The sequence below is a fragment of the Streptomyces sp. AP-93 genome (assembly GCF_022808175.1).
Lineage (GTDB): Bacteria > Actinomycetota > Actinomycetes > Streptomycetales > Streptomycetaceae > Streptomyces.
Window position 1 is genome coordinate 277,668 of sequence record NZ_JALGBX010000004.1, and the last position, 19,936, is coordinate 297,603.

Sequence of the window (19,936 nt, forward strand, 5' to 3'; positions counted from 1 at the left end):
CAGATGGCAACGCCTCCGTACAGCAGCTGGATGCGGTACTTCTCGCCGACCGCCAACCACCGCCGGCTCGGGCTGGTGTGCCTCGGTGTGGGGGTGCAGGAGGGCGTGCTGCCGGTGGTCGGGCCGCGGGTGCTCGACCACCACGTCGCGGTGGTGGTCTGCGCCGGCCGGGGCTGGTTCAGCCACGGCGGGCGGGCCCCGCAGCCGGTGACGGCCCCGGCGCTGCTGTGGCTGGTGCCCGGGGTCGAGCACCACTACGGCCCCGACCCGCAGACCGGCTGGGACGAGTGCTTCGTGGATTTCGCCGGCCACAGCGTGGCGGCGTACACCGACCTCGGCTACGTCACCCCCGACCGCCCGCTGGTACCGCTCAGCGGGACGGCCGGGGTGCGGCACGTGGTCGACGGGATCGTACGGGCGGCCCGGCTCGGCGGCCCCCTGCTGGAGGTGGAGGCCGCCGCGGCCGTGCACGGGCTGCTCGTCGCGCTGCGCTACGCCCGGGCGGGGGTGTCGCGGCACGGGGACGCCGTGATGGACTCGCTGGCCCGGGACGCGCTGCTGCCGATATCGGTGGCCGAGCACGCCGCCCGGCTCGGGATGTCCCTCCCCGAACTGCGCGGGGCCGTGCGGGGCAGTACCGGGGAGGGGGTCAAGGAGTACCTCCTCGGTATCCGCCTGAGCCGGGCGAAGGAACTGCTCGCCCGCACCGACCTGCCGGTCGCCGGGGTCGCCCGGCGGGTCGGTTACGAGGACGCCGCCTACTTCAGCAGGCTGTTCAGCCGCCGGGTGGGCGTGGCGCCCGTCCGGTTCCGCCGGCAGCAGTCGGCGCAGCAGCAGTCGCCGCGGTGGCTCCCGCTGCCCCAGGAGCCGTCACCCCCGGAGCCGTCGCCGCCGGCCCCGACACCGCAGGAAGGCGTCACGGCAGGTAGCCGATGTTGAGTTCCGCGACCGCCGTCCACGGATTGCCCGAAACCTCCCTCGTGGCCTTGAGCTTGACGTAGCGCGCGGTGCGCGCCGTGAAGGCGACGTCCTGCTGCGCGGTGGTGTTGGGATACGTACCGGACGCGGCCGCCGTACTCCAGGTGACCCCGTCCGTCGACGTGAGGACCTGGTAGTCGGCGATGCGCCCGTTGCTCTGCGTCTGGCGGGGCAGGTAGTGCAGGGCGGAGACGTTGTAGGAGGCGCCGAGGTCGAGGGTGATCTCGTGCGGCATCTGCGCGGTGGCCTGGTACCACTGGGTGTGCCAGATCGTGGCGCCGTCCCCGTCGAGCACGTTGGCCGCGGCGCCGTTCTCGCCCGCGGTCTCCTGGCTGTCGACGGCCTTGACGCTCATCTGCGTCTGCGGCACGAGGAGTTCGCCGCCGCTCCCGGTACCCAGGTCGTCGACGGCGAGGTCGTCGAGGATGAAGTCGGCCTCGTTGTGGGAGCCTTCGCCGGTCACCTTCCGTACGCCGATCCAGGCGTCGGTCCCCGCGGTAAAGGTCTTGGTGAAGGTGGTGGCCGTACGCGCCTGGTTCAGCGCGGTGGCCGTCTCGGTGCTCCCGGAGCCGGTGATGAACTGGTAGTCCCCGCTGAAGCCGTTCTCGTAGCTGAAGGTGACCTTGTACGAGCGGCCGGGCGTCAGCCGCAGGGTCTGCGGGAGGGTGCGGTAGACCAGCCCCTGCCGCTCCTCGTGCGATTTCAGCGAGTTCTGCCCGCTGATCACGTCGTCGACGAGCTTCCCGCTCCAACCCGCCTGGGTGTACGGGGCGTTGCGCTGGGCGATGTGGGTGCGCGGGTCGGTGGCCGAGCCGCCGGCGCCGCCGAAGGCGAAGGGGCCCCAGCCCGCGTCGACGTTCTCGAAGTCCTCGGTGAACCAGTGGCCGTTCAGCGGGGTGCGGGCGGAGCGGACGACCCGTACGTCGTCCAGGTAGACGGTTCCGGAGCCGGAGGCCGCCGACAGTTTGAGGGTGGCCGCCGACTGACCTCCGGGGACGTCGAAGAGCACCTTCATGCGCTGCATCTTGGTGCCGTTCTTCTCGCTGCCGCCGAGGTTGTTGGTCAGCGGCGAGGAGTCGGCGTAGACGGAGGCGGCCGTGCCTGCGGCGGGGGTCACGGTGAGGGTGGCGGCGCGTCCGGCGGGGGTGGAGACCCAGACGGAGGCGGCGTAGGTGCCGGGGGTGAGCCCGGTGAGCTGCTGGGAGACGGCCGGCACGGTGCTCGCCGCCATCGTGAGCTCGTTCTGCCCCTGGGCGTTGCGGGTGACGGCGGCGCCGGTCCCGGTGACGGACCAGGCGCTCAGGTTGCCGGAGAAGAAGGAGGGGTCCTTGACGGGGCTGCCCTCGCCCCAGTTCGGGTCGGCCTGGGCCGGGGCGGCGCCGTTGGTGACGACGTAGGCGGTCCTGGCGGCGGCGCTGATGGTCACCTGCCCGCCGGTGACGGCCAGGTCGCCGACCAACTGGCGTCCGGTGTCGGTCAGTTTGTACAGCTTGGGCGAGGACCAGCCGGCCGGGAGGGTCCAGGTGGTGGAGGCGGCCTTGTCGTTCCAGTGGTAGAGCTTGCCGTCGCGCGGGAGCAGGTAGGCGGAGCCGTCGAGGACGGCCCGCCCGGCGGTGGTGATCTTGCGAGTGTTCCCGGAGGTGGTGACGGTGGTGCCGTTGGCGAGGGTGACCGCTCCCGCGGTCCACTTCACGATCGGGGATTCCTGGAGGTACTTGGTCGGCAGGTTCGTCGCGAAGGTGGTGGTGACGAAGGAGGTGAAGTCCCGCTTGCCCTGCCAGCCCTCGTAGGCGGTGATCTCCGCGCCGCCGAGCAGCGGGTTGGCTGCGATCCAGTCGTCCTTGGTGTGGTTGGCGATGAAGCGGGCGATGTTCGAGTTGATGCCCTTGAGGTCGGTGCCGCCGTAGTTGACGTCGGTGGCCCAGTGGTGCCAGAGGGACTGCCCGGTCAGGGAGGCGGGGAACTCGGTGGCCAGCTGGTAGCCGAGGCCGCCGATCTCGCGTTCGAGCTTGCGCGAGAGGTAGCCGTCGCCGTACCAGACGTCCACGTAGAGGAAGTCCAGGCCGGGGGCGGCCGCCTTGAGGTCCTGGAGCCGCTTGAGGCGCCCGCCGGACTGGCCGTCCTTGCGGGTGTCCACGTAGTACGACTGGTCGAGCCAGTCCCAGCCGAGGCCGCCGGTCTGGTGCGCCGGGTCGAAGGTGGCTGAGACCGGGTACTCCTCGGTGGCGTTGATGTGGACGCCGAAGTCGGCGTTGTAGGTGTGGCCGACGGTGGTGAGGGTGTTCAGGTCGGTGGCGCCGCCGAGCTTGGAGCCGATGTTCTTGTAGTCCATGTGGGCCGAGTCGTGGCCTTCGGAGGCGTACCCCTTGAGCAGGACGAACTGGCCGAGGCCGTCGGTGGCCAGGTTGACCCGCTTGGTCTCGTCGAGGGTCTCGGCGAAGGGGTGGGTGGCCGCGGAGGCGAAGTTGAAGGGGATGCGCTGCACGACCCGGTCGGCGGTCTGCTGCCAGCCCGTGGGCGCGGTCCAGATGTCGCGGTAGGCGACCGCCGCGTCCTGCCAGTCCACGGTGGAGTCGGCGTTGCGGTCGGCCGTGATCGCGACGCGGACGTAGGGCAGGGGCTCGGTGTCGGTGTCGGCGGCGCCCGAGGCGCGGTAGAGCCAGGATCCGCTCCACAGGCCGGCCCGGCGGTAGGTGCCCTTGTCGGTGACCTGCTTGCTGATCCGGCCGTTCTCGTTGGCGGTCCCGCCCGAGGGGGCGTCGTAGTACGAGTTGGAGTCGATGGCGGCGGCCAGCTTGCCGGTGTTGGCCAGGCCGTACATCACGGTCGTGGCGGAGGCGTCGACCGGGGTGTTCGCGGTGATCGGGGTGAAGGTGTCGCCGGTGCCGGTGGTGGCGGTGTGCATCTTCGCGGTGGAGAGCGCGGCGCCCGCCTGGTTGCTGCGGACGCTGACGAGGTTGTGGCCCGGAATCGCGAAGCTGCGTACGCGCAGGGCGGCCGTGTCCTCGATCGCGGTGACCTTGAACTCCACCACCGAACCGGTCACCGAGAGCCGGGACCTGATGGTCACTCCGGAGAAGGCCAGCGCGTAGTCCACGCCGGAGGCGGAGGGGGTGGCGGTGACCGTGGGGGTGTAGGTGGTTCCGTTGACGACGATCGCGCCGATGGTGTCCTCGTTGCCGTTCAGCACGTCCCCGGTGGCGGTGCGGGTGTAGCTGATGACGCGGGGGAAGGCGCTGTCCACGCTGACGGACAGCTCGGGCGAGGTGATCGTCACGGGGCCGGCCGCCACGGCGGGGGCGGCGGGCACGGCCACGACCAAGGTGGCCACGAGACCGGCCACCGCGGCTGCGGCCGGCCAGAGGGGGGTTCGCATCGGACCTCCGGGAGTCGGCGCTTCCTGGGCGGAAGGGACCGCACGCCGTGGAGGCCGGCGGTCCGCTCACTGACCTGACAGCCTGCGGACCTCGGCCCGGCAGGCCCATGGACAAAGCCGAACCCCGTCGTGGACTTATGAGACGGGTGGTTCGGGTGGGCGCCCGCCTCGCGGCGGCACCCGCCCGGTCCGAAGGACGCCCCCTACACCCGCTCGACCCCCTCCGCCCTCGGGGAGTCGGGTACGCGGCCGCGGGCTCGCCGCGCCGGATCCACAGCAGGGCGCCCGCCAGGAGCATCACGCCCCCATCAGCCAGGGCGACCGGACCCGCGGCCGCCGCGGTGCCGCCGGGCAGGAGCAGCCCGCTCGCGCCGGCGCCCAGGCCCACCGGGACCGCGCGCTCGCCACTGCCCGCGAGCCGGGCGGTCAGGGGTGCGAGGTGGTTGCCGAGCCCGGAGCAGAGGAAGCCCGGCGCAGGCGAGAACGGCGAAGAGCATCGCGCCCGACCCGGGCGCCCCGGTGAACGACGCGGCGCGGCCCGATGTCAGCAGTTCGAGTGCGGCGAGGGCGCCGCCCGCGACCGGCGCTCGCCACCACGGCGCCCGGCAGCGGTGGTGTGGAGAGCGGGAGCACCAGCCCGGAGGTCGCCCGGCTCAGCCCGGCGGCGACTCCGTCGCCGTGGGCGAGCAGCCAGGGGAGCGCGCTGGAGCCCCGTCGTGGCGATCGCCAAGAGCGGGTCCGGCGGACTTCCTAGGTGCTCGCCGGAACCAGGATGACGGCCGTCCCGTACGCGCACACCTCGGTGCCGACGTCGGCCGCGTCGGTCACGTCGAAGCGCATCATCAGCACGGCGTTCGCACCGCGCGCCTTCGCCTGTTCGATGAGGCGTTCCATGGCCTGGTTGCGGGTCTCCACCAGGGTCTTGGTGAGGCCCTTCAGCTCGCCGCCGATCATCGATTTCAGGCCGGCGCCGATCTGACTGCCCAGGTGGCGGGAGCGCACCGTGAGGCCGAAGACCTCTCCGATGACCTGCTCGACCCGGTAGCCGGGGACGTCGTTCGTCGTCACCACCATGACACCGGTCTGCTGCGCGCCGGGGCCGCCGCCGTAATCCTCGATACCCATGGCATCCACTCTGGCGGCGGCGCGCGGTACCCGCATCCGGAGGCGGCAGCCGCGGCTCTTCCCTCCGGAGCAGCCGGGCGGCGCCCCGGCCGGCCCCGCACATTGGGCATATCGGGCTACGTCACGGTGCGTCAGCCGGACCTCCCGGCCCTCCGTCGCCATAGTCGTCCGTGGCAACCGCCTGGTTGCCGCCCCGTGCCGCGTGCCGCGGCCGGGCGGACGTCTTCTCGGAGGAGCCGGCTCATGCTGAAGCCCACCAGGACCATCCTCGCCCTCACCGCCGGAAGCCTGGTGCTCGGCCTGGTCGGGGCGGGCACGGCCGTAGCGGCCGACCACTCGGAGCCCCGCGGCCCGGTCCTGACGACGCCCGTCGACGAGGAGGACGACGAGGGCAACGAGGGCAACGACTACGGCCGGGACGACGAGTACGGCAACCGCAAGCACGCCCGCGGTGTCGTCATCTCGCGCGGCCCGCTGGCCGTCCGCAGCCGGCCGACCACCCACTCCCACAAGGTGGGCCGGGTGCACCCGCACGAGAAGCTCGCCATCGAGTGCAAGACGCGCGGCGAGCGGGTCGACGGGAACAACCTCTGGTACCTGCTGGAGGAGCGGGACGGCCGGGACGAGCAGGACCCCATGGACGAGGACCGCAAGAACGCGATGACCCCGAAGTCGGCGAAGGACCGCGACGACCGCTGGGTCTCGGCCCGCTACGTCAAGAACCTGGGCGAGGTCCGCTACTGCCGCTCCTAGGCACCGACCCGCGGGGCGGCACACGGCACGGCGGCACACCACACAGCGCCGCCCCGCCCCGCGGCGAAGCCTAGGGGTCGTCCTGCCGATCGGGCCGCATCTCCGGGCGTACGGTCCGCGGTCCCACGCACCGCGCGCCGTACGCCCGTACCCGTGTCCGCAGTTCCCGGTCCGCCGTGACCACGACGCACCCGCCGTGCTCCGCGCAGGCGGCCGCGAGCTCCACGATCCGGTCATCGCCGCTGCCCGGCGCCTCGTCCACCCGTACACCGGGCACCGACTCGACTCCCCGGGCCGCGCCTTCGACGACGAGGACGATCTCTTCGCCCTCGTCGCGCAGCGCCAGCCGGTCGCGCAGCCGCTCGGCGGCGCCGCGCCGGTCCCGCCACCAGCCGTCCGGCACGGATCCGACGACGTTGGCACCGTCCACGATCAGTACGTTCGGCTCGTCCACCTCCCCAGTATGGCGAGCCGGTCGGCTGTCGCCGGACGGGAAGCCGCCGTACTGCTGGAAGCCGCCGTACTAGAAGTCCCCGTAGTTGACCTGCCAGGTGGCCAGCCCCATCCGGCGCCAGATGGCCACCACGCGGTCGCGGTCGTCCAGGGAGACCCGGACCGCGTACCGGTCGCGCACGTGCGCGTTGAACAACTCCGCCTTGACGATGTCGTCGCGGCGCGTATCCCCCGCCGCCCGCATCCACAGCTCGTCGTACGGGACTTCGTGCTCCCGCAGCCAGGCCTCGGTCGGCTCCCGGTGCTCCTCGCCCCGCCCGGACAGCAGCACGATGGTGTCGCCGTCGGCCCGCCGGAAGGAGTCCAGCGCGTCGCGCACCGGCGCGTTCAGGGTGTCCAGGCCGCAGCGCGAGAAGTCGTACGGATTGCGGTCGCCGGTCATCGCGAGCGTGCCGTCGATATCGCACATCACCGCCGTCGGCAGCGCCGGGTCGGGAACGTACGGGGACACGTCCGGCTGGTCGTTGAGCCAGTCCGCGGTGAGCCGCCAGCCGCCCTTCTTCGCCTTCGCGTGCTTGTCGGCAAGTATCCGGATGATCTCCTCGCCGACCTGACGCTCGCGCGCGGCGTCGCGCCGCAGGCACTCCTCCACGGGCACGTCGGTGTAGTCGTGCACGACGAAGGTGGCCCGTCCCGCGACGGCCGCCTTGAGCCGCTTGGGGATGTACGAGGTCAGGTGGGTATTGTCGACGACCACGTCGAAACCGCCCTCGACGGCCGCGCTGACGGCCGCGTCCTGGATGTCCAGCACGGTCTGCTCGTGCTTGTACGAACGCTCGCGCTCCGGGTCCGGCACGTCGAGCATGGCCCGCAGGTCGTCGAGGTTGACGCGGCGCATCCGGCCGCCGGACTGCGCCTGGAGGGCGCGCGCGGCGGTGGTCTTCCCGGAGGCCGGCAGACCCGTCATGACGTGGACCACCGGGAGCGCGGGGGGCGCGGCCGGGGGCGCGGGGGTCTCGGTTTCGGGTACTTCGGACACGGGTTCAGTTCTCCTCGTCGTGGGTGAAGGGGTCGGACGCCTCGGGCCGCACCTGCCGCCAGGTGACCATCTCGGTCGTCCTGCCGTCGAGGCGCTGGAACAGCGCGCCGCGGACCCCGCTGTCGCGGATCATGGTCTTGGCGGCGCGCGCGAACGCGCCCCGGTCGCCGGCCAGGTGGGCCAGCGAGGCGTACGCCTCGTCGATGGCGAGCTCGCGGAGCGCGGCCTCGGTCTCCAGGCGTTCGATCACCGAGCGCACCCAGTGGTCGAACTCGTCGGGCACCTGCTCCAGCAGTGCGTCGAGCGGCTTGCCGCCCGAGGCCTCGATGTCGGCGACGGTGCAGTTCAGGCCCTGGGCGAGCTGCTTGAGGGGCAGGCCGGCGAACCGCTGGATGCCGTGGCCGCGCCAGATGTCCCGCTCGGTCACACCGGTGAGCACCTTGTGGAGGCGTACGTACTCGGCGATCTTGGCCTTGGCGCGAACGCCCGAGGCGAAGCGCAGGACGAAGCCCTCCGCGTCGGTGCCGGTCGCGGCGGCGCCGCCCGGCAGCGTGCTGGACCCGGTCAGCGCGAGCAGCTCGCCCAGCGGCATGGCGGGCCACACGGTGACCACGGAGCCGATGCCCTCCCAGTGCGCGGCGGCTTCGGCGAGCGGCACCTCGGCGCCGTCCGCTCCGTACGCGGCGAGCAGGACCAGGTCGCGGCGGTCCCCGTAGTCCACGACGATGCGGTTCTGCGGGTACAGGATCTCCGCGAGGTAGGTGGTGCCGGGGACCAGCGCGGAGGTGCCCCGTCCGTCGAGTCGGCGCTGCGCCCAGACGGCCTGGGTGCTGGTGAAGGAACCCCTGGATGCCGCCCGCCACTTCCCCGCGTAGTGGAAGAGGACCCCGAGACTGCCGTCGACCTTGTCGTAGACCTCGAACGGCTCGTCGGGCAGGGCCGGTGCGTACGGCCGGCCCGACTCGTGCTCGCCGACGTTGAAGAACTTCGGCAGCGGCAGCGCGACGACCTCGCCGGTGACGTCGTCGGCGACGAGTCCGCGGCAGATCGTGGTGACCTGGTTCCAGACCTGCTCGTACTGGGCGGTCCGGGTGTAGCTGTAGAGGGACAGCGGCAGCTCGGGGTGGGCCTTGCGGGCCACGTACCCGGCGTCGATGGCCTCGGTCAGCGCCTGTGCGGGCATCAGGTCGTGCAGAGTCAGGCGGTCCTGGCTCATGGGGTTCCTCCCGGTTCGAGAAACCCTATTCTCGGGTGCGGGAGGCCCTGGCCGAAACCGAATATCGGCTCGTCAGGGCAGGTCCAACGTCCCGTTCGGGCCCGCGCCGCCCACCCGGTTGATGTCGCGGGGCCGCAGGATCCGCTGGGTGCCGGCGACGGCGGGCCCGGCCGCGGCGACGGCGATCATGGCGCGGCCGATCGCCCGGGTCGTGGTCACGAGGTGGGGGGCGAAGCGCCGCAGGACCGGGAAGAGCGGCGCGGTGACGGCGTACCCGGCGCGGTAGAGCGGGGTCTTGGAGGGAATGCCGCGGTCCGGCTGCACGATCCCCGGCCGGAACATGTACGCCTCGAAGGGGAGCTTCAGCAGGTCGTTCTCGGTCTCGCCCTTGACCCGGGCCCACATGGAGCGGCCGCTCTCGGTGCTGTCGGTGCCCTCGCCGGAGACGTAGGCGAAGGTCAGCCGCGGGTTGGCGGCGGCGAGGGGACGGGCGGCGGCGAGCGTCAGATCGTAGGTGATCCGCCGGTACTCCTCCTCCTTCATGCGGAAGGAGGAGATGCCGAGGCAGAAGAAGCAGGCGTCGTACGAGGCCAGGTCCAGGCCGGGCACCGACAGGTCGGTCGGATCGGCCCGGACGAGCTCGCTCAGTTTGGGGTGGGTGACGGCGAGGGGGCTGCGGCCGATGGCGAGGACGCTTTCGACGGAGTCGTCGCGCAGGCACTCGCGCAGCACGCCCCGGCCGATCATGCCGGTCGCGCCGAAGAGGATGACGTTCACGGGTCCACCCTAGGACGTGTCTTTCGGCTCAGTGGGAGACGCACAGTTCGTTGCCCTCGGGGTCGGCGAGGGTGGTCCAGGTGGAGGGGCCCTGGCTGCCTTCGTGCAGGTGCACCGCCCCCTTGGAGAGGAGCCGCTCGACCAGGGCCCGCGGGTCGTCCTCGCCGGTGCGGACGTCCAGGTGGACGCGGTTCTTGACGGTCTTGGGCTCCTCGATGAACTGGAAGAGGATGCGGGGCGCCCGCTCGAGACCCGCGGGGTGGCGGATCCCCTGACCCGTCTTCCAGACGAGGACACCCTGGTGGGTGGTGGTGTCCTCCTCGGTCGCCCGCCCGGCGGCGACCATCTCGCGGATGAACTGCTCGTCGCTGGGCTCGACGTCCCACCCGAGGGCCTCGGCCCACCAGTCGGCGAGGGCGTGCGGCGAGGCGGAGTCCACGGTGATCTGAAACGTGTAAGCCATGCGGCGACCCTACCCGCGACGCTCCCGGCATCCGCGGCAGGAACGCCGTCGGGTGGGAGCCCGACGGGAACTTCCCTGCCGGGGCCCCCGGTTCGGGAACCGGCCGTCTGACGCGCGCCGGACGGCGGCCCGCCGCGGCCCGTCCCGTCCACGCCCGCCCGCCCGTGACAGCCGGGGGCCCACCGGGAGCCCACCGGGGCCCTGCGGGTCGCGCCTCCTCACGTAGGCCCGGCATCGCTAGCATTTCCGGGGACGATGCCCCCTTCCGCTCCCCCTTCCCGGGTGCGCCGAGCCGCCCGTCGCGGACCGGCCCGCGCGATGACCAGAGGTACCCCATGGCCTCCACCCCACCCCGGCGACGCGGGATCCTGCGTCCCCTGGCCGCGCGGCTGTTCCCGCCGGAGGCGGCCGGCGCGGAGTCTCCCCACGGGGTGCTGCCGCCGCTGCTGATCGTCCTCACCTTCGTCAGCGGTGTGGTCGACGCGGTGAGCTACCTGGGCCTCGGTCACGTCTTCGTGGCCAATATGACGGGCAACGTGGTCTTCCTCGGCTTCGCGATCGCCGGGGACCGGTCCCTGTCCGCCCCGGACTCCCTGCTGGCCGTCGGCGCCTTCCTGGCCGGGGCGGCGGCCGCCGGGCGGCTGCGGCGGACCACCGGGGCGGCCAGGATGTTCGCGCCGCTGGTGGCGGTGCAGACGGCCCTGGTGGGCGGGGCGCTCGCCCTGACCGCGCTCGGCGCCGGGCCTCCGGGCGTCATCGCCCTGCTCGCCCTCGGCATGGGCCTGCAGAACGCCGTCGTGCACCGGCTCGCCGTCCCCGATCTGACCACCACCGTCGTCACCAGGGCGCTGACCGGCCTGGCGGCCGATCCGTGGGGGCCGGGGCCGCTACGCCGCCTCGTGACGGTCGTGGCCCTGCTGCTCGGAGCCCTCACCGGCGGTGTGCTGACACTGCGTCATGATCCGGTGTGGGCACTGGCCTTGGCCGTGGGTCTACTGGGCTGCGTAGCCCTCTCCCCGGGGCGGGACGGCGCCGGGCGGCGGCCGTAGGGGCCGGACTCGCCTTGCCGGTGCGCGCCGGCCGCCGGGTACGTCGGGCTCGGAAAGCACCATCCGCGGCACGCGTGTTCAGCCATCCGCCGGGCCCGTACGCCTTCCCGGCCGTGCGCGGCGGTATTCCCGGTGGCGGCGACACCGAGGCGCCTTTCGGCGTCGGACTGGCGGCAGCGGCACTTCGCCTCCGGCCTTTCGACTCCGGCCTTTCGGCGGCTCCTTCTCGGTGGCAGCGTTTCCCGGGCGGCGTTCCCCGGGCGACGTTTCCCGGGCGAAGGTTTCCGGGGTGGCGTTTCCGCAGCGTCATTCCGGTCGGCCATTTCGATCCGCTCCCGCCCTGGCTCCCCCTCCCCGCCCCCCTCCTCTCCCCGCCCCCCTTCCTCTCCCCGCCCGTCGGGAACACGGCCGGAGCCGCCGCCCGCCCGCTCACTTCCGCGGCCGGGCCCGCCCGCGCTCCACGAGGAACGCCACGAAGGTCAGCACCCACGCCCCGACCGCCACCCAGAGCAGCACCGCGCCGAGGGGCCGCAGCCACGCCACCCCGGTCGGTGCGGCCGCCGACAGGCAGGCGGTCGCCGTCATGCCGAGCGGGAAGACGCTCGACCAGCGCCGGATGTCGTAGCGGGGGCGAGGCCGGACCGCCTCGGCGGCGAGGAGCACGGCGTACCAGGCCAGGGAGAGGCCGAGGGCCGCCAGGGTGACGGTACGCAGCCCCGCGTGCGCCCATCCCGTCCACAGCGGTGACGCCGTGAGCCCGGATCCCGCGAGGGCGGTGATGGACAGCGCCCCGCCGGCCACCCAGTGGTCGCCCGCGCCGGAGACGACCTGCCGGAAGTCGAAGCGCACGAGCGCCTCGACGTAGAGCAGCAGCCCCAGGCAGAAGGCGGCCAGTGCGGCCCGGCCGAGCCAGTCGTGGCCGGTGGCGGCGGCCAGGGTGCCCGCCAGGACGGCGAGCCCCTGGGTGGCCACGCAGACGAGGAACGCCGCACCGGGCATCCGGTAGCCCCAGTGCCGCAGTACGGCGACCATCAGCCCCGGCCAGAGCGCGGCGGCCAGCGCCAGCAGGCCGAGGGCCACGGGCTGCCATCCGAGGAGGGAGAGCCTGGTGCCGAGCACGGTCGTGGCGGCCACGGCGGTGAGGGCCGCCGGGGTGTCCGCCTCGGCGCGGAACCGGCGCCGGTCACCCAGGAGCCGGGCGGCGAAGTCGGCGGCGAGGACGAGCCACAGCGCGGCGGAGACGGCCAGGGCGGCGATCGACAGCGCGTCCCGGCCGATCAGGTGCAGGCCGGCCGAGATGATCCCGGCCGCCATGACGGCGGCGCCGGCGGCCGGCGACAGCTCGGCCCACCACCGGGCACCCGCAAGGAATCGCACCCTGCCAAGGGACACCACCGCACCGGATCCGGCCGCATCGGCGCGCCATCGCGGTGCCGGCGATGACCCTTCCGGGCGTGGCGGACAATCCCCCTTCCCCCCGCCATTCGATATTCGAGATTCGAGATTCGATTTTCCGATCGTATTTCCGTCCACGGAAACGGGAATGACGAACACATTTATGACAACCCGGCCGCCTTTCCGCGCTTCCCCCGACACGCCGATTTCCAGGCGGAATTACTCTGATCACCGATACTGTCATCGTCAACGCACCGCCGATTCACGGGCCCTTCAGGGCCCTCTCTTTTTGTACATGGGAGAATGAAATGCAGGCCGCCTTGGCAACGGAGCCCGCACGCCAGGCTCCTCCCGCCCAACCCGCGAGCTTCATCCAGGAAGTCCTGCGCGGCGTCGCCCAGGTCGATTTGATGCCGAGCGCGATCACGGGGATCTTCTTCCTCGCCGCCCTGGCCGCCGCCGGCTGGCAGTACGCCCTCTACGCCCTCCTCGGCGCGGTCGTCGGCACCGCCACCGCCTACGCGTTCGGCATCGACCGCGAGATCGTCTCGGCCGGACTGCGCGGCTTCAACGGCACCCTCGTCTCGCTCGCCTTCGCCGTCTTCCTCGGGTGGGACCACCTGTCCACGCTGCTGCTCGCGATCGGCGGCAGCATCACCGTGGTGGTGGTCACCTCGGCGTTGGCGACGATCCTCGGCACCTGGAACATCCCCACCTTCACCGCGCCGTTCTGCATCATCGCGAGCGTCATGACCATCGCGGCGCCCAGCTTCTCCCGGGTGTGGCACACCGGCCCCGATCTGGCGGCGCTGCCCGCGGCCGCCGGCGGAACCACCGCGCTGGACTGGGGTCAGCTCTGGCGCGCCTTCTTCGCCAACGTCGGCCAGATCTTCTTCATGCCGCAGTGGTACGTCGGCCTGATCTTCCTCGCGGGCATCTTCGTGGCCGGCCGGGTCGCCGGGGTCATGGCCTGCGTCGGCAGCGCCACGGCCATCTTCGTGGCCTGGGCGATGGGTTCACCGGCCGAAGGGGTCTCGCAGGGGCTCATGGGCTACAGCAGCGTGCTCGTCGCGATGGCCCTGTGCGGTGTCTTCCTCGTGCGGTCCCACTGGAGCTTCGCGTTCGCCGTCCTGGGCGCCGCGGCGGCGACCGGGCTCACGGCCGCGATGACCGCCTTCTTCGCCCCGTTCGGCGGCCACACCTTCACCTGGCCGTTCGTCCTGACCACGGTCGTCTTCGTCGCCGCCGTCCCCCAGATCCCCCGGCTGCAGCGGACCTGACACCGCCTCAGCCGAAGCCGCTGCCGTCGCCAACAGCAGTAGTGGCAGCACCTGAACCACCTTGAGAGCCGAAAGTGAGTGACCGATGAATCTCGCTCCCCGTGAGATGGACAAGCTCTGGATCTACGTCGTGGCCGACCTGGCCCGCAAGCGGCGGGACCGGGGCGTCAAGCTCAACTACAGCGAGGCCTGCGCCCTGATCAGCGAGGGCATCCTCGAAGGCGCCCGCGACGGCCGGACCGTCGCCGAGTGCATGGAGCTCGGCAAGCAGATCGTCTCCGCCGCCGACGTCATGAAGGGCGTACGGGAGATGCTTCCGCTGCTCCAGGTCGAGGCCGCCTTCGTGGACGGCACCAAACTCGTCTCCTGCCACGACCCCGTCGGCGCCTGAGCGGTGGCGGCCATCGCACCCGAACGGCCCGGCCGGGCAACGGAATCGGCGGCTTCCGTCATCTTGGCCGGCGGTCACGAGGGTGGCGCCGCGGCAGGCGCCGTGCACCCCGGCCGGCCGCTGGCCGAAGCCGTGCGCGCGGCGCTCGCCGCCTCCCCCGAGCCGGTGTGCGTGGTCCCGATGACGCTGGGGCGAGACCCCGGGCTGATCGCCGACTGCGCCCGCTCCCTGCGCTGGCTGAGCCGGGAGGAAGGGCCCGGGCGGCTCGCGCTGGCGCCCCCCTTCGCCACCGTGGACCACCTGACCGCGTGGCTCCGTACCGCCGCCCTCAAGGCGGTGCGCGAGGCGCCCGACACCTCCGCCGTCCTGGTCACCGCACCCGCCGCGGGTCCCTTCGAGGACGCCGATCTGTTCCGGGTGGCCCGGCTGGTGCGCCAGTACGGGCATCACCGCTGGGTCGAGGTCGCCTTCGACGGCGGCGACCCGGACCTGGCGGAGGGCGCGGAGCGCTGCCGCCTCCTCGGCGCCGGCCACATCGGCCTGGTCCGGGCCGCGTTCGCCCCGCCCGCCGGGCTTCCGGCCGGGGTGTTGGACACCGGTCCGCTGCTGTCGGACGCGGCGATCGCCCAGGTCGTACGGGCCCGCGCGCAGGAGGCGCTGCACCGGCTGGCCCACGGGCAGGACGGCGTGGCCGAGGGCCTGGACGCCGAGCACGGGCACGGGTACGCGCACTCCCACGGCCCGGGCGGCGACCACGTCCACGTCCATGACCACGAACACGACCACGCGGACCCGGACGCACACCAGGCCCACGCACACGGCCACGCACTCGGCGAGAGCCACCGCCGCGCGGACGGCCAGGGTCACGGCCACCCGCACGGCCATTCCCCCCACTGATCCGAAGGAAGGGAAGTACCACCATGTCAGGTGGCGCCACATACCTCTACGGCGAAGGCACCGTAGAGATCAACGCCGGCCGCCGCAAGGCCAAGGTCACCGTCTCCAACACCGGTGACCGTGCCGTCCAGGTCGGCTCGCACTACCATTTCTTCGAGGTCAACCGAGCCCTCGACTTCGACCGCAACGCCGCCTACGGCATGCACCTCGACCTCCCCGCCGGCACCGGCGTCCGCTTCGAGCCCGGCGACACCCGCGAGGTCGAACTCACCGCGTACAGCGGCCACGGCCGGCTGATCGGCTTCAGCTCCCTCGTCAACGGCGGTCTCGGCTCCACCGACACCCGTGTCCGGGCGATGAACCGGGCCGTCGAGCTCGGGTTCCTGGGAGCCCGCGCGGAGTCCGCGCAGCAGGCCGCGGCCGCACAGGCGGCCGCGCCGGCCGTGGTGGCCGCGGCGAAACCGGCTTCGAAGCCGGTCTCGAAGCCCGCAGCCGAGCCGGCAGCCGAGCCCGCCGCGAAGCCCGCCGCCAAGGCGCCCGCCAAGACCGCGGCCGCCAAGAAGCCAAAGACCTCCAAGAAGGGCGACAAGTAGAGATGGCTGTCCTGAGCCGCAAGCAGTACACCGACCTGTTCGGGCCGACCGTCGGCGACCGCTTCCACCTGGCGGACACCAATCTGGTCGTCGAGGTCGAGAAGGACCACAACGAGGGCCACTACGGCGACGAGGCCGTCTACGGCGGGGGCAAGGGCATCCGCGACGGCATGGCGCAGGACCCGCAGGCCACGAACCTGCAGGGGGCCCTGGACCTGGTCATCACCAACGTGGTGGTCATGGACGCGATCCTGGGTGTGGTCAAGGGCGACCTCGGCGTCAAGGACGGGTTCATCGCGGGTCTCGGCAAGTCCGGCAACCCGCACACCCAGTCCGGGGTCCACCCCAAGCTGGTCATCGGGCCCGGCACCGAGGTCATCTCCGGCGAGCACCTGATCGCCACGGCCGGCGGCATCGACAGCCACATCCACTTCATCGCCCCGCAGCAGGCCGAGCACGGCCTGTCGAACGGCATCACCACCCTCATCGGCGGCGGCACCGGCCCCTCCGACGGCACCAACGGCACCACGTGCACCCCGGGTCCGTGGAACATCGGCCGCATGTACCAGGCCTCCGAGGACCTGCCCGTCAACGTCGGCCTGCTGGGCAAAGGCAACGGCTCGCTGCCCGAAGCGCTGATCGAGCAGGTCGAAGCCGGCGTCTGCGGGCTGAAGGTGCACGAGGACTGGGGCACCACCCCGGCCGCGCTGAGCAGGGCCCTCGACGTGGCCGACGCCTACGACGTGCAGGTCGCGGTGCACACCGACACCCTGAACGAGTCCGGGTTCTTCGAGGACACCCGCTCGGCCATCGACGGGCGCACCATCCACACCTTCCACACCGAGGGGGCGGGCGGCGGTCACGCCCCCGACATCATGCGGGTGGCCGGCGAGCCCAACGTCCTGCCGTCCTCCACCAACCCGACGCTGCCGTACACGGTGAACTCGGTCGACGAGCTCCTCGACATGGTGATGGTCTGCCACCACCTGTCGCACGACATCCCGGAGGACGTCTCCTTCGCGGACTCGCGCGTGCGCGCCGAGACGATCGCCGCCGAGACCGTGCTGCACGACGAGGGGGTCATCTCGATCTTCTCCTCCGACTCCCAGGCCATGGGCCGCATCGGCGAGTCCTGGACCCGCGCCTTCCAGACCGCGCACCACTGCAAGGACCAGCGCGGCAAGCTCGACGGCGACACCGAGCGCAACGACAACTTCCGCGCCCTGCGCTACCTGGCCAAGATCACGATCAACCCGGCGATCGCCACGGGCACCGCCGAGCACATCGGCTCCCTGGAGACGGGCAAGCTCGCCGACATCGTGCTGTGGCCGATCGGCTCCTTCGCCGCGAAGCCGAAGATGGTCATCAAGGGCGGACTGATCAACTGGGCGCTGATGGGTGACCCGAACGCCTCGCTCCCGACGCCTCAACCGGTCTACTACCGGCCGATGTTCGGCGCGTACGGCAAGGCCAGGCAGGCCACCCGGGTCTCCTTCATGTCGCAGGCCGCGATCGATCTCGGCGTACCGCAGAAGCTGGGCCTGGACAGCAAGGTCCTGCCGGTCAGGCACTGCCGCACCGTCGGCAAGCAGCACATGGTCCGCAACGACGCCCTTCCGGTCATCACCGTCGACCCGGAGACGTACAAGGTCGCCCTCGACGGGGTGCCGGCCACCATCGAGCCGGCCCGCGAACTGCCCCTGAACCACCTGTTCTACCTGGCATGAGCGCTGCCGATCAGGCCGGAAACCCCGGGGCCGTGACGCCGGTACAGGCCCTGCTGGTCAGCCTCCAGCTCACCGACTCGGCCTTCCCCAGCGGCTTCTACACCCTCTCCCACGGCCTGGAGGGCTACGCCCAGGCCAAGGCCGTGACCCCCGAGGGCGTGCCGGTACTGCTGGCGGACCTGCTGCGGCATTCGGTGGGGCCTTGCGACGCCACCGCTTTGGCACTGGCCCACCGGGCCGCGCTGGCCGGTGACTGGGAGGCCCTGGCCGAGACCGACCGGCGGCTGAACGCGGCCAAGCTGAACGAGGGGCTGCGCCGTGCGGCCACCCGGACCGGCCGCCAGCTGCTGGACATCGCCCGGGAGTGCGTCGGCGGGGAGCCCCTGGAACGGTACGCGGAGCTCGTGGCCGCCAAGCGGGCCCCCGGCTCTCAGGCCGTGGCCGCCGGGGTCGCGTACGCGGCCGCCGGGGTCCCGGCCGAACAGGCCGTCGTGAGCGATCTGTTCGCCTACTCGGCCAGCTTCACCGGGGCCGCGCTGCGGCTGCGGCTCACCGACCACCGCAAGGCACAGGTGGTGCTGCGCGGGATCGCACCCGTCATCGAGGAGGTGGCGGGGGCGGCCCTGCGCCGTGAACTCGCCGATCTCGGCGGGTGCGTTCCGATGGCCGATGTGATGTCGGGCCGTCATGAGCTGGCCGAGGCCCGGCTGTTCGCCACCTGAGTCGACGATCCGCCGACTCCTTCATCCCGTGTTCTTTTCCCTAAGGTGTGTGACTTTGATGACCGAGGACAACGTCCTGCGCGTCGGCGTCGGCGGCCCCGTCGGCTCCGGCAAGACGGCGCTGATCGAGGCTCTGGTGCCGGTGCTCATCGCACGCGGTCACCGGCCCGCCGTGATCACGAACGACATCTACACCCAGGAGGACGCCCGCCAGGTCCGCCGCACCCTGGCCGGGGTGCTCGACCCCGAGCGCGTCGTGGGCGTGGAGACCGGCGCGTGCCCGCACACCGCCGTGCGCGACGACCCGACGATGAACCTGGCCGCGGGCGCCGAGATGCTGGAGCGGTTCCCCGATGTCGACACCCTGCTCTACGAGTCGGGCGGCGACAACCTGACCCTCACCTTCAGCCCGGTGCTGGTCGACCTCTTCCTCTTCGTCCTGGACACCGCCGAGGGCGAGAAGATGCCCCGCAAGCGCGGTCCGGGCATCACCGAGTCGGACATGCTCGTGATCAACAAGATCGACATCGCCCAGTACGTCCGCTGCGACATCGACGTCATGGAGTCCGATGCGCAGCGCGTGCGCGAGGGCCGTCCCGTGGTCCTGACCAACTGCCTGACCGGGCAGGGCCTGGAGGAAGTGGCCAACTTCATCGAGTCCTTCCGCCGGGTGCCGGCGTGAGCGTCGTGGCAGACCCGCCCCGCACTCCGCCCCGCGCCCTCCTCCCGCCCGCACGCCTGGATGCCGCGCACTACGAACCCCCGCGCGTCCCCCCGGAGGTCCTGCGGCACTCCTCGGTGCCCGACACCCTTGGTGTCGGGCGCCCCGGCAAGGTCGGCCTGCTGGAGCTGGGCTTCGAGCGGGTCGGCGACCGGACCGAGCTGGTGCGGCACTACCAGAAGTCCCCGCTCCAGATCATGCGGCCGCTCTACTTCGACCCGCACCGCCCCGACCTGCCCATCACCTTCCTGATGTCCACGGGCGGCGGGGTCGTCCAGGCCGACCGGCTGCGCACCGACCTGTCCTTCGGCCCCGGCACCTCGGGGCACGTCACCACCCAGGCGGCCACCAAGGTCTACCGGATGGAGCACGACTACGCCGTCGCCCAGACCTTCCTGACCGTCGGCCCGGACGCGTACGTCGAGTACCTGCCGGACCCGGTCATCCCCTACGTCGACTCCCGCTTCTACCAGCGCACGGTGATCACCGCCGACCCCACGGCCACCGTGCTGGCGAGCGAGACCGTCCTGTCCGGCCGGCTCGCGCACGGGGAGCGCAACGCCTACCAGGTCTTCGCCTCGGACTTCGAACTGCGCCGCCCTGGCGGAGAGTTGGTGGCGCTGGACACCGTACGACTGGAACCGGGCGGGGCCGGGGGGATCGGCGGCCGCTCCGTCGACGGACCCGCCGTGCTGGCCGGTCACTCCGTGATGGCCTGCTTCTTCGCGGTCAGCCCGCTCGCCCCCGCCCGCGAGCTCGCCGACCTGCTGCACGAAGCCCTGGCCGGCCGCGGACTCCCGTACGGGGTCAGCGTGCTGCCGCAGGACTGCGGGGCCTGGGTGCGGGTGCTCGGCGAGCACACCGAGGCCGTGACCCTGGCGCTCGGGGCCGCCTGGGACGCGGTGCGGCGCAGGCTGATCGGCGTACCCGCCCCGGACCTGCGCAAGACCTGAACCGCCCGCCCCCTCCCGCCTGTTCACG

19 protein-coding genes are annotated in these 19,936 nt (G+C 72.2%); 11 read left to right on the top strand and 8 right to left on the bottom strand.

The features are described from left to right. Window positions 1–3 precede the first annotated feature (3 nt). Complete coding sequence (locus tag MTF69_RS09055; protein WP_243332356.1) at window positions 4–939, top strand: AraC family transcriptional regulator; 936 nt, start codon at window positions 4–6, stop codon at window positions 937–939. On the opposite strand, the gene MTF69_RS42830 is transcribed toward MTF69_RS09055, so the two are convergent. Beyond that, the gene (locus tag MTF69_RS42830; protein ID WP_279345534.1) at window positions 917–4,354 is read right to left on the bottom strand and encodes an endo-alpha-N-acetylgalactosaminidase family protein; all 3,438 of its coding nucleotides are present in this window, start codon (window positions 4,352–4,354) and stop codon (window positions 917–919) included. The two genes, MTF69_RS09055 and MTF69_RS42830, sit on opposite strands and share 23 nt — an antisense overlap. A 750-nt stretch (window positions 4,355–5,104) precedes the next feature. Beyond that, on the bottom strand, window positions 5,105–5,479 hold the full coding sequence (locus tag MTF69_RS09070) for a YbjQ family protein (protein ID WP_243332358.1): 375 nt from the start codon (window positions 5,477–5,479) through the stop codon (window positions 5,105–5,107). Window positions 5,480–5,722: 243 nt separating this feature from the next. On the opposite strand from MTF69_RS09070, the gene MTF69_RS09075 reads away from it, so the two are divergent. Then, complete coding sequence (locus MTF69_RS09075) at window positions 5,723–6,232, top strand: hypothetical protein (RefSeq protein ID WP_243332360.1); 510 nt, start codon at window positions 5,723–5,725, stop codon at window positions 6,230–6,232. A 70-nt stretch (window positions 6,233–6,302) separates the two neighbouring features. On the opposite strand, the gene MTF69_RS09080 is transcribed toward MTF69_RS09075, so the two are convergent. The 5 genes from MTF69_RS09080 to MTF69_RS09100 all read right to left on the bottom strand — a co-directional run bounded on the left by MTF69_RS09080 (window position 6,303) and on the right by MTF69_RS09100 (window position 10,180). Next, window positions 6,303–6,686 carry an NTP pyrophosphohydrolase gene (locus MTF69_RS09080; protein ID WP_243332362.1) on the bottom strand — a complete coding sequence of 128 codons (384 nt, stop codon included), beginning with the start codon at window positions 6,684–6,686 and terminating at the stop codon, window positions 6,303–6,305. A gap of 69 nt (window positions 6,687–6,755) precedes the next feature. Next, entirely contained in the window at window positions 6,756–7,724 is a 969-nt protein-coding gene (locus MTF69_RS09085) for an AAA family ATPase (protein WP_243332364.1), read from the bottom strand. A gap of 4 nt (window positions 7,725–7,728) precedes the next feature. Next, complete coding sequence (locus MTF69_RS09090; RefSeq protein ID WP_243332366.1) at window positions 7,729–8,940, bottom strand: T4 RnlA family RNA ligase; 1,212 nt, start codon at window positions 8,938–8,940, stop codon at window positions 7,729–7,731. A gap of 72 nt (window positions 8,941–9,012) precedes the next feature. Next, window positions 9,013–9,717 (bottom strand): epimerase, encoded by a 705-nt coding sequence (locus MTF69_RS09095; RefSeq protein WP_243332368.1) that lies wholly within the window; start codon window positions 9,715–9,717, stop codon window positions 9,013–9,015. Window positions 9,718–9,745: 28 nt separating this feature from the next. Then, on the bottom strand, window positions 9,746–10,180 hold the full coding sequence (locus tag MTF69_RS09100) for a VOC family protein (RefSeq protein ID WP_243332370.1): 435 nt from the start codon (window positions 10,178–10,180) through the stop codon (window positions 9,746–9,748). Between the two features lie 335 nt (window positions 10,181–10,515). Between MTF69_RS09100 and MTF69_RS09105 the strand changes: the two genes are divergently transcribed. After that, window positions 10,516–11,229: a YoaK family protein gene (locus MTF69_RS09105; protein ID WP_243332372.1), complete on the top strand. Its 714-nt coding sequence runs from the start codon at window positions 10,516–10,518 to the stop codon at window positions 11,227–11,229. Between the two features lie 429 nt (window positions 11,230–11,658). Here the strand turns inward: MTF69_RS09105 and MTF69_RS09110 are convergent, their stop codons facing one another. Beyond that, window positions 11,659–12,606, bottom strand: coding sequence for a tellurite resistance/C4-dicarboxylate transporter family protein (locus MTF69_RS09110; RefSeq protein ID WP_243332374.1), 948 nt, complete (start codon window positions 12,604–12,606; stop codon window positions 11,659–11,661). 326 nt (window positions 12,607–12,932) lie between these two features. On the opposite strand from MTF69_RS09110, the gene MTF69_RS09115 reads away from it, so the two are divergent. The 8 genes from MTF69_RS09115 to MTF69_RS09150 all read left to right on the top strand — a co-directional run bounded on the left by MTF69_RS09115 (window position 12,933) and on the right by MTF69_RS09150 (window position 19,908). Continuing rightward, entirely contained in the window at window positions 12,933–13,904 is a 972-nt protein-coding gene (locus MTF69_RS09115; protein ID WP_243332376.1) for an urea transporter, read from the top strand. 85 nt (window positions 13,905–13,989) lie between these two features. After that, a complete protein-coding gene (locus tag MTF69_RS09120; protein ID WP_243332378.1) occupies window positions 13,990–14,295 on the top strand; it encodes an urease subunit gamma in 306 nt (101 codons plus the stop codon). A gap of 3 nt (window positions 14,296–14,298) precedes the next feature. Further along, complete coding sequence (locus MTF69_RS09125; RefSeq protein WP_243332380.1) at window positions 14,299–15,192, top strand: sirohydrochlorin chelatase; 894 nt, start codon at window positions 14,299–14,301, stop codon at window positions 15,190–15,192. A gap of 23 nt (window positions 15,193–15,215) precedes the next feature. After that, on the top strand, window positions 15,216–15,785 hold the full coding sequence (locus MTF69_RS09130) for an urease subunit beta (protein WP_243332382.1): 570 nt from the start codon (window positions 15,216–15,218) through the stop codon (window positions 15,783–15,785). Window positions 15,786–15,787: 2 nt separating this feature from the next. Then, complete coding sequence (gene ureC / locus MTF69_RS09135; RefSeq protein WP_243332384.1) at window positions 15,788–17,512, top strand: urease subunit alpha; 1,725 nt, start codon at window positions 15,788–15,790, stop codon at window positions 17,510–17,512. After that, entirely contained in the window at window positions 17,509–18,234 is a 726-nt protein-coding gene (locus tag MTF69_RS09140) for an urease accessory protein UreF (RefSeq protein WP_243332385.1), read from the top strand. The genes ureC and MTF69_RS09140 overlap by 4 nt, the downstream gene beginning before the upstream one ends. A gap of 58 nt (window positions 18,235–18,292) precedes the next feature. After that, window positions 18,293–18,916 carry an urease accessory protein UreG gene (gene ureG / locus MTF69_RS09145; protein WP_243332388.1) on the top strand — a complete coding sequence of 208 codons (624 nt, stop codon included), beginning with the start codon at window positions 18,293–18,295 and terminating at the stop codon, window positions 18,914–18,916. After that, window positions 18,913–19,908, top strand: a complete 996-nt coding sequence (locus tag MTF69_RS09150; RefSeq protein WP_243332390.1) for an urease accessory protein UreD — start codon at window positions 18,913–18,915, stop codon at window positions 19,906–19,908. Before ureG ends, MTF69_RS09150 begins: the two co-directional genes overlap by 4 nt. The last annotated feature ends 28 nt before the right edge of the window (window positions 19,909–19,936 follow it).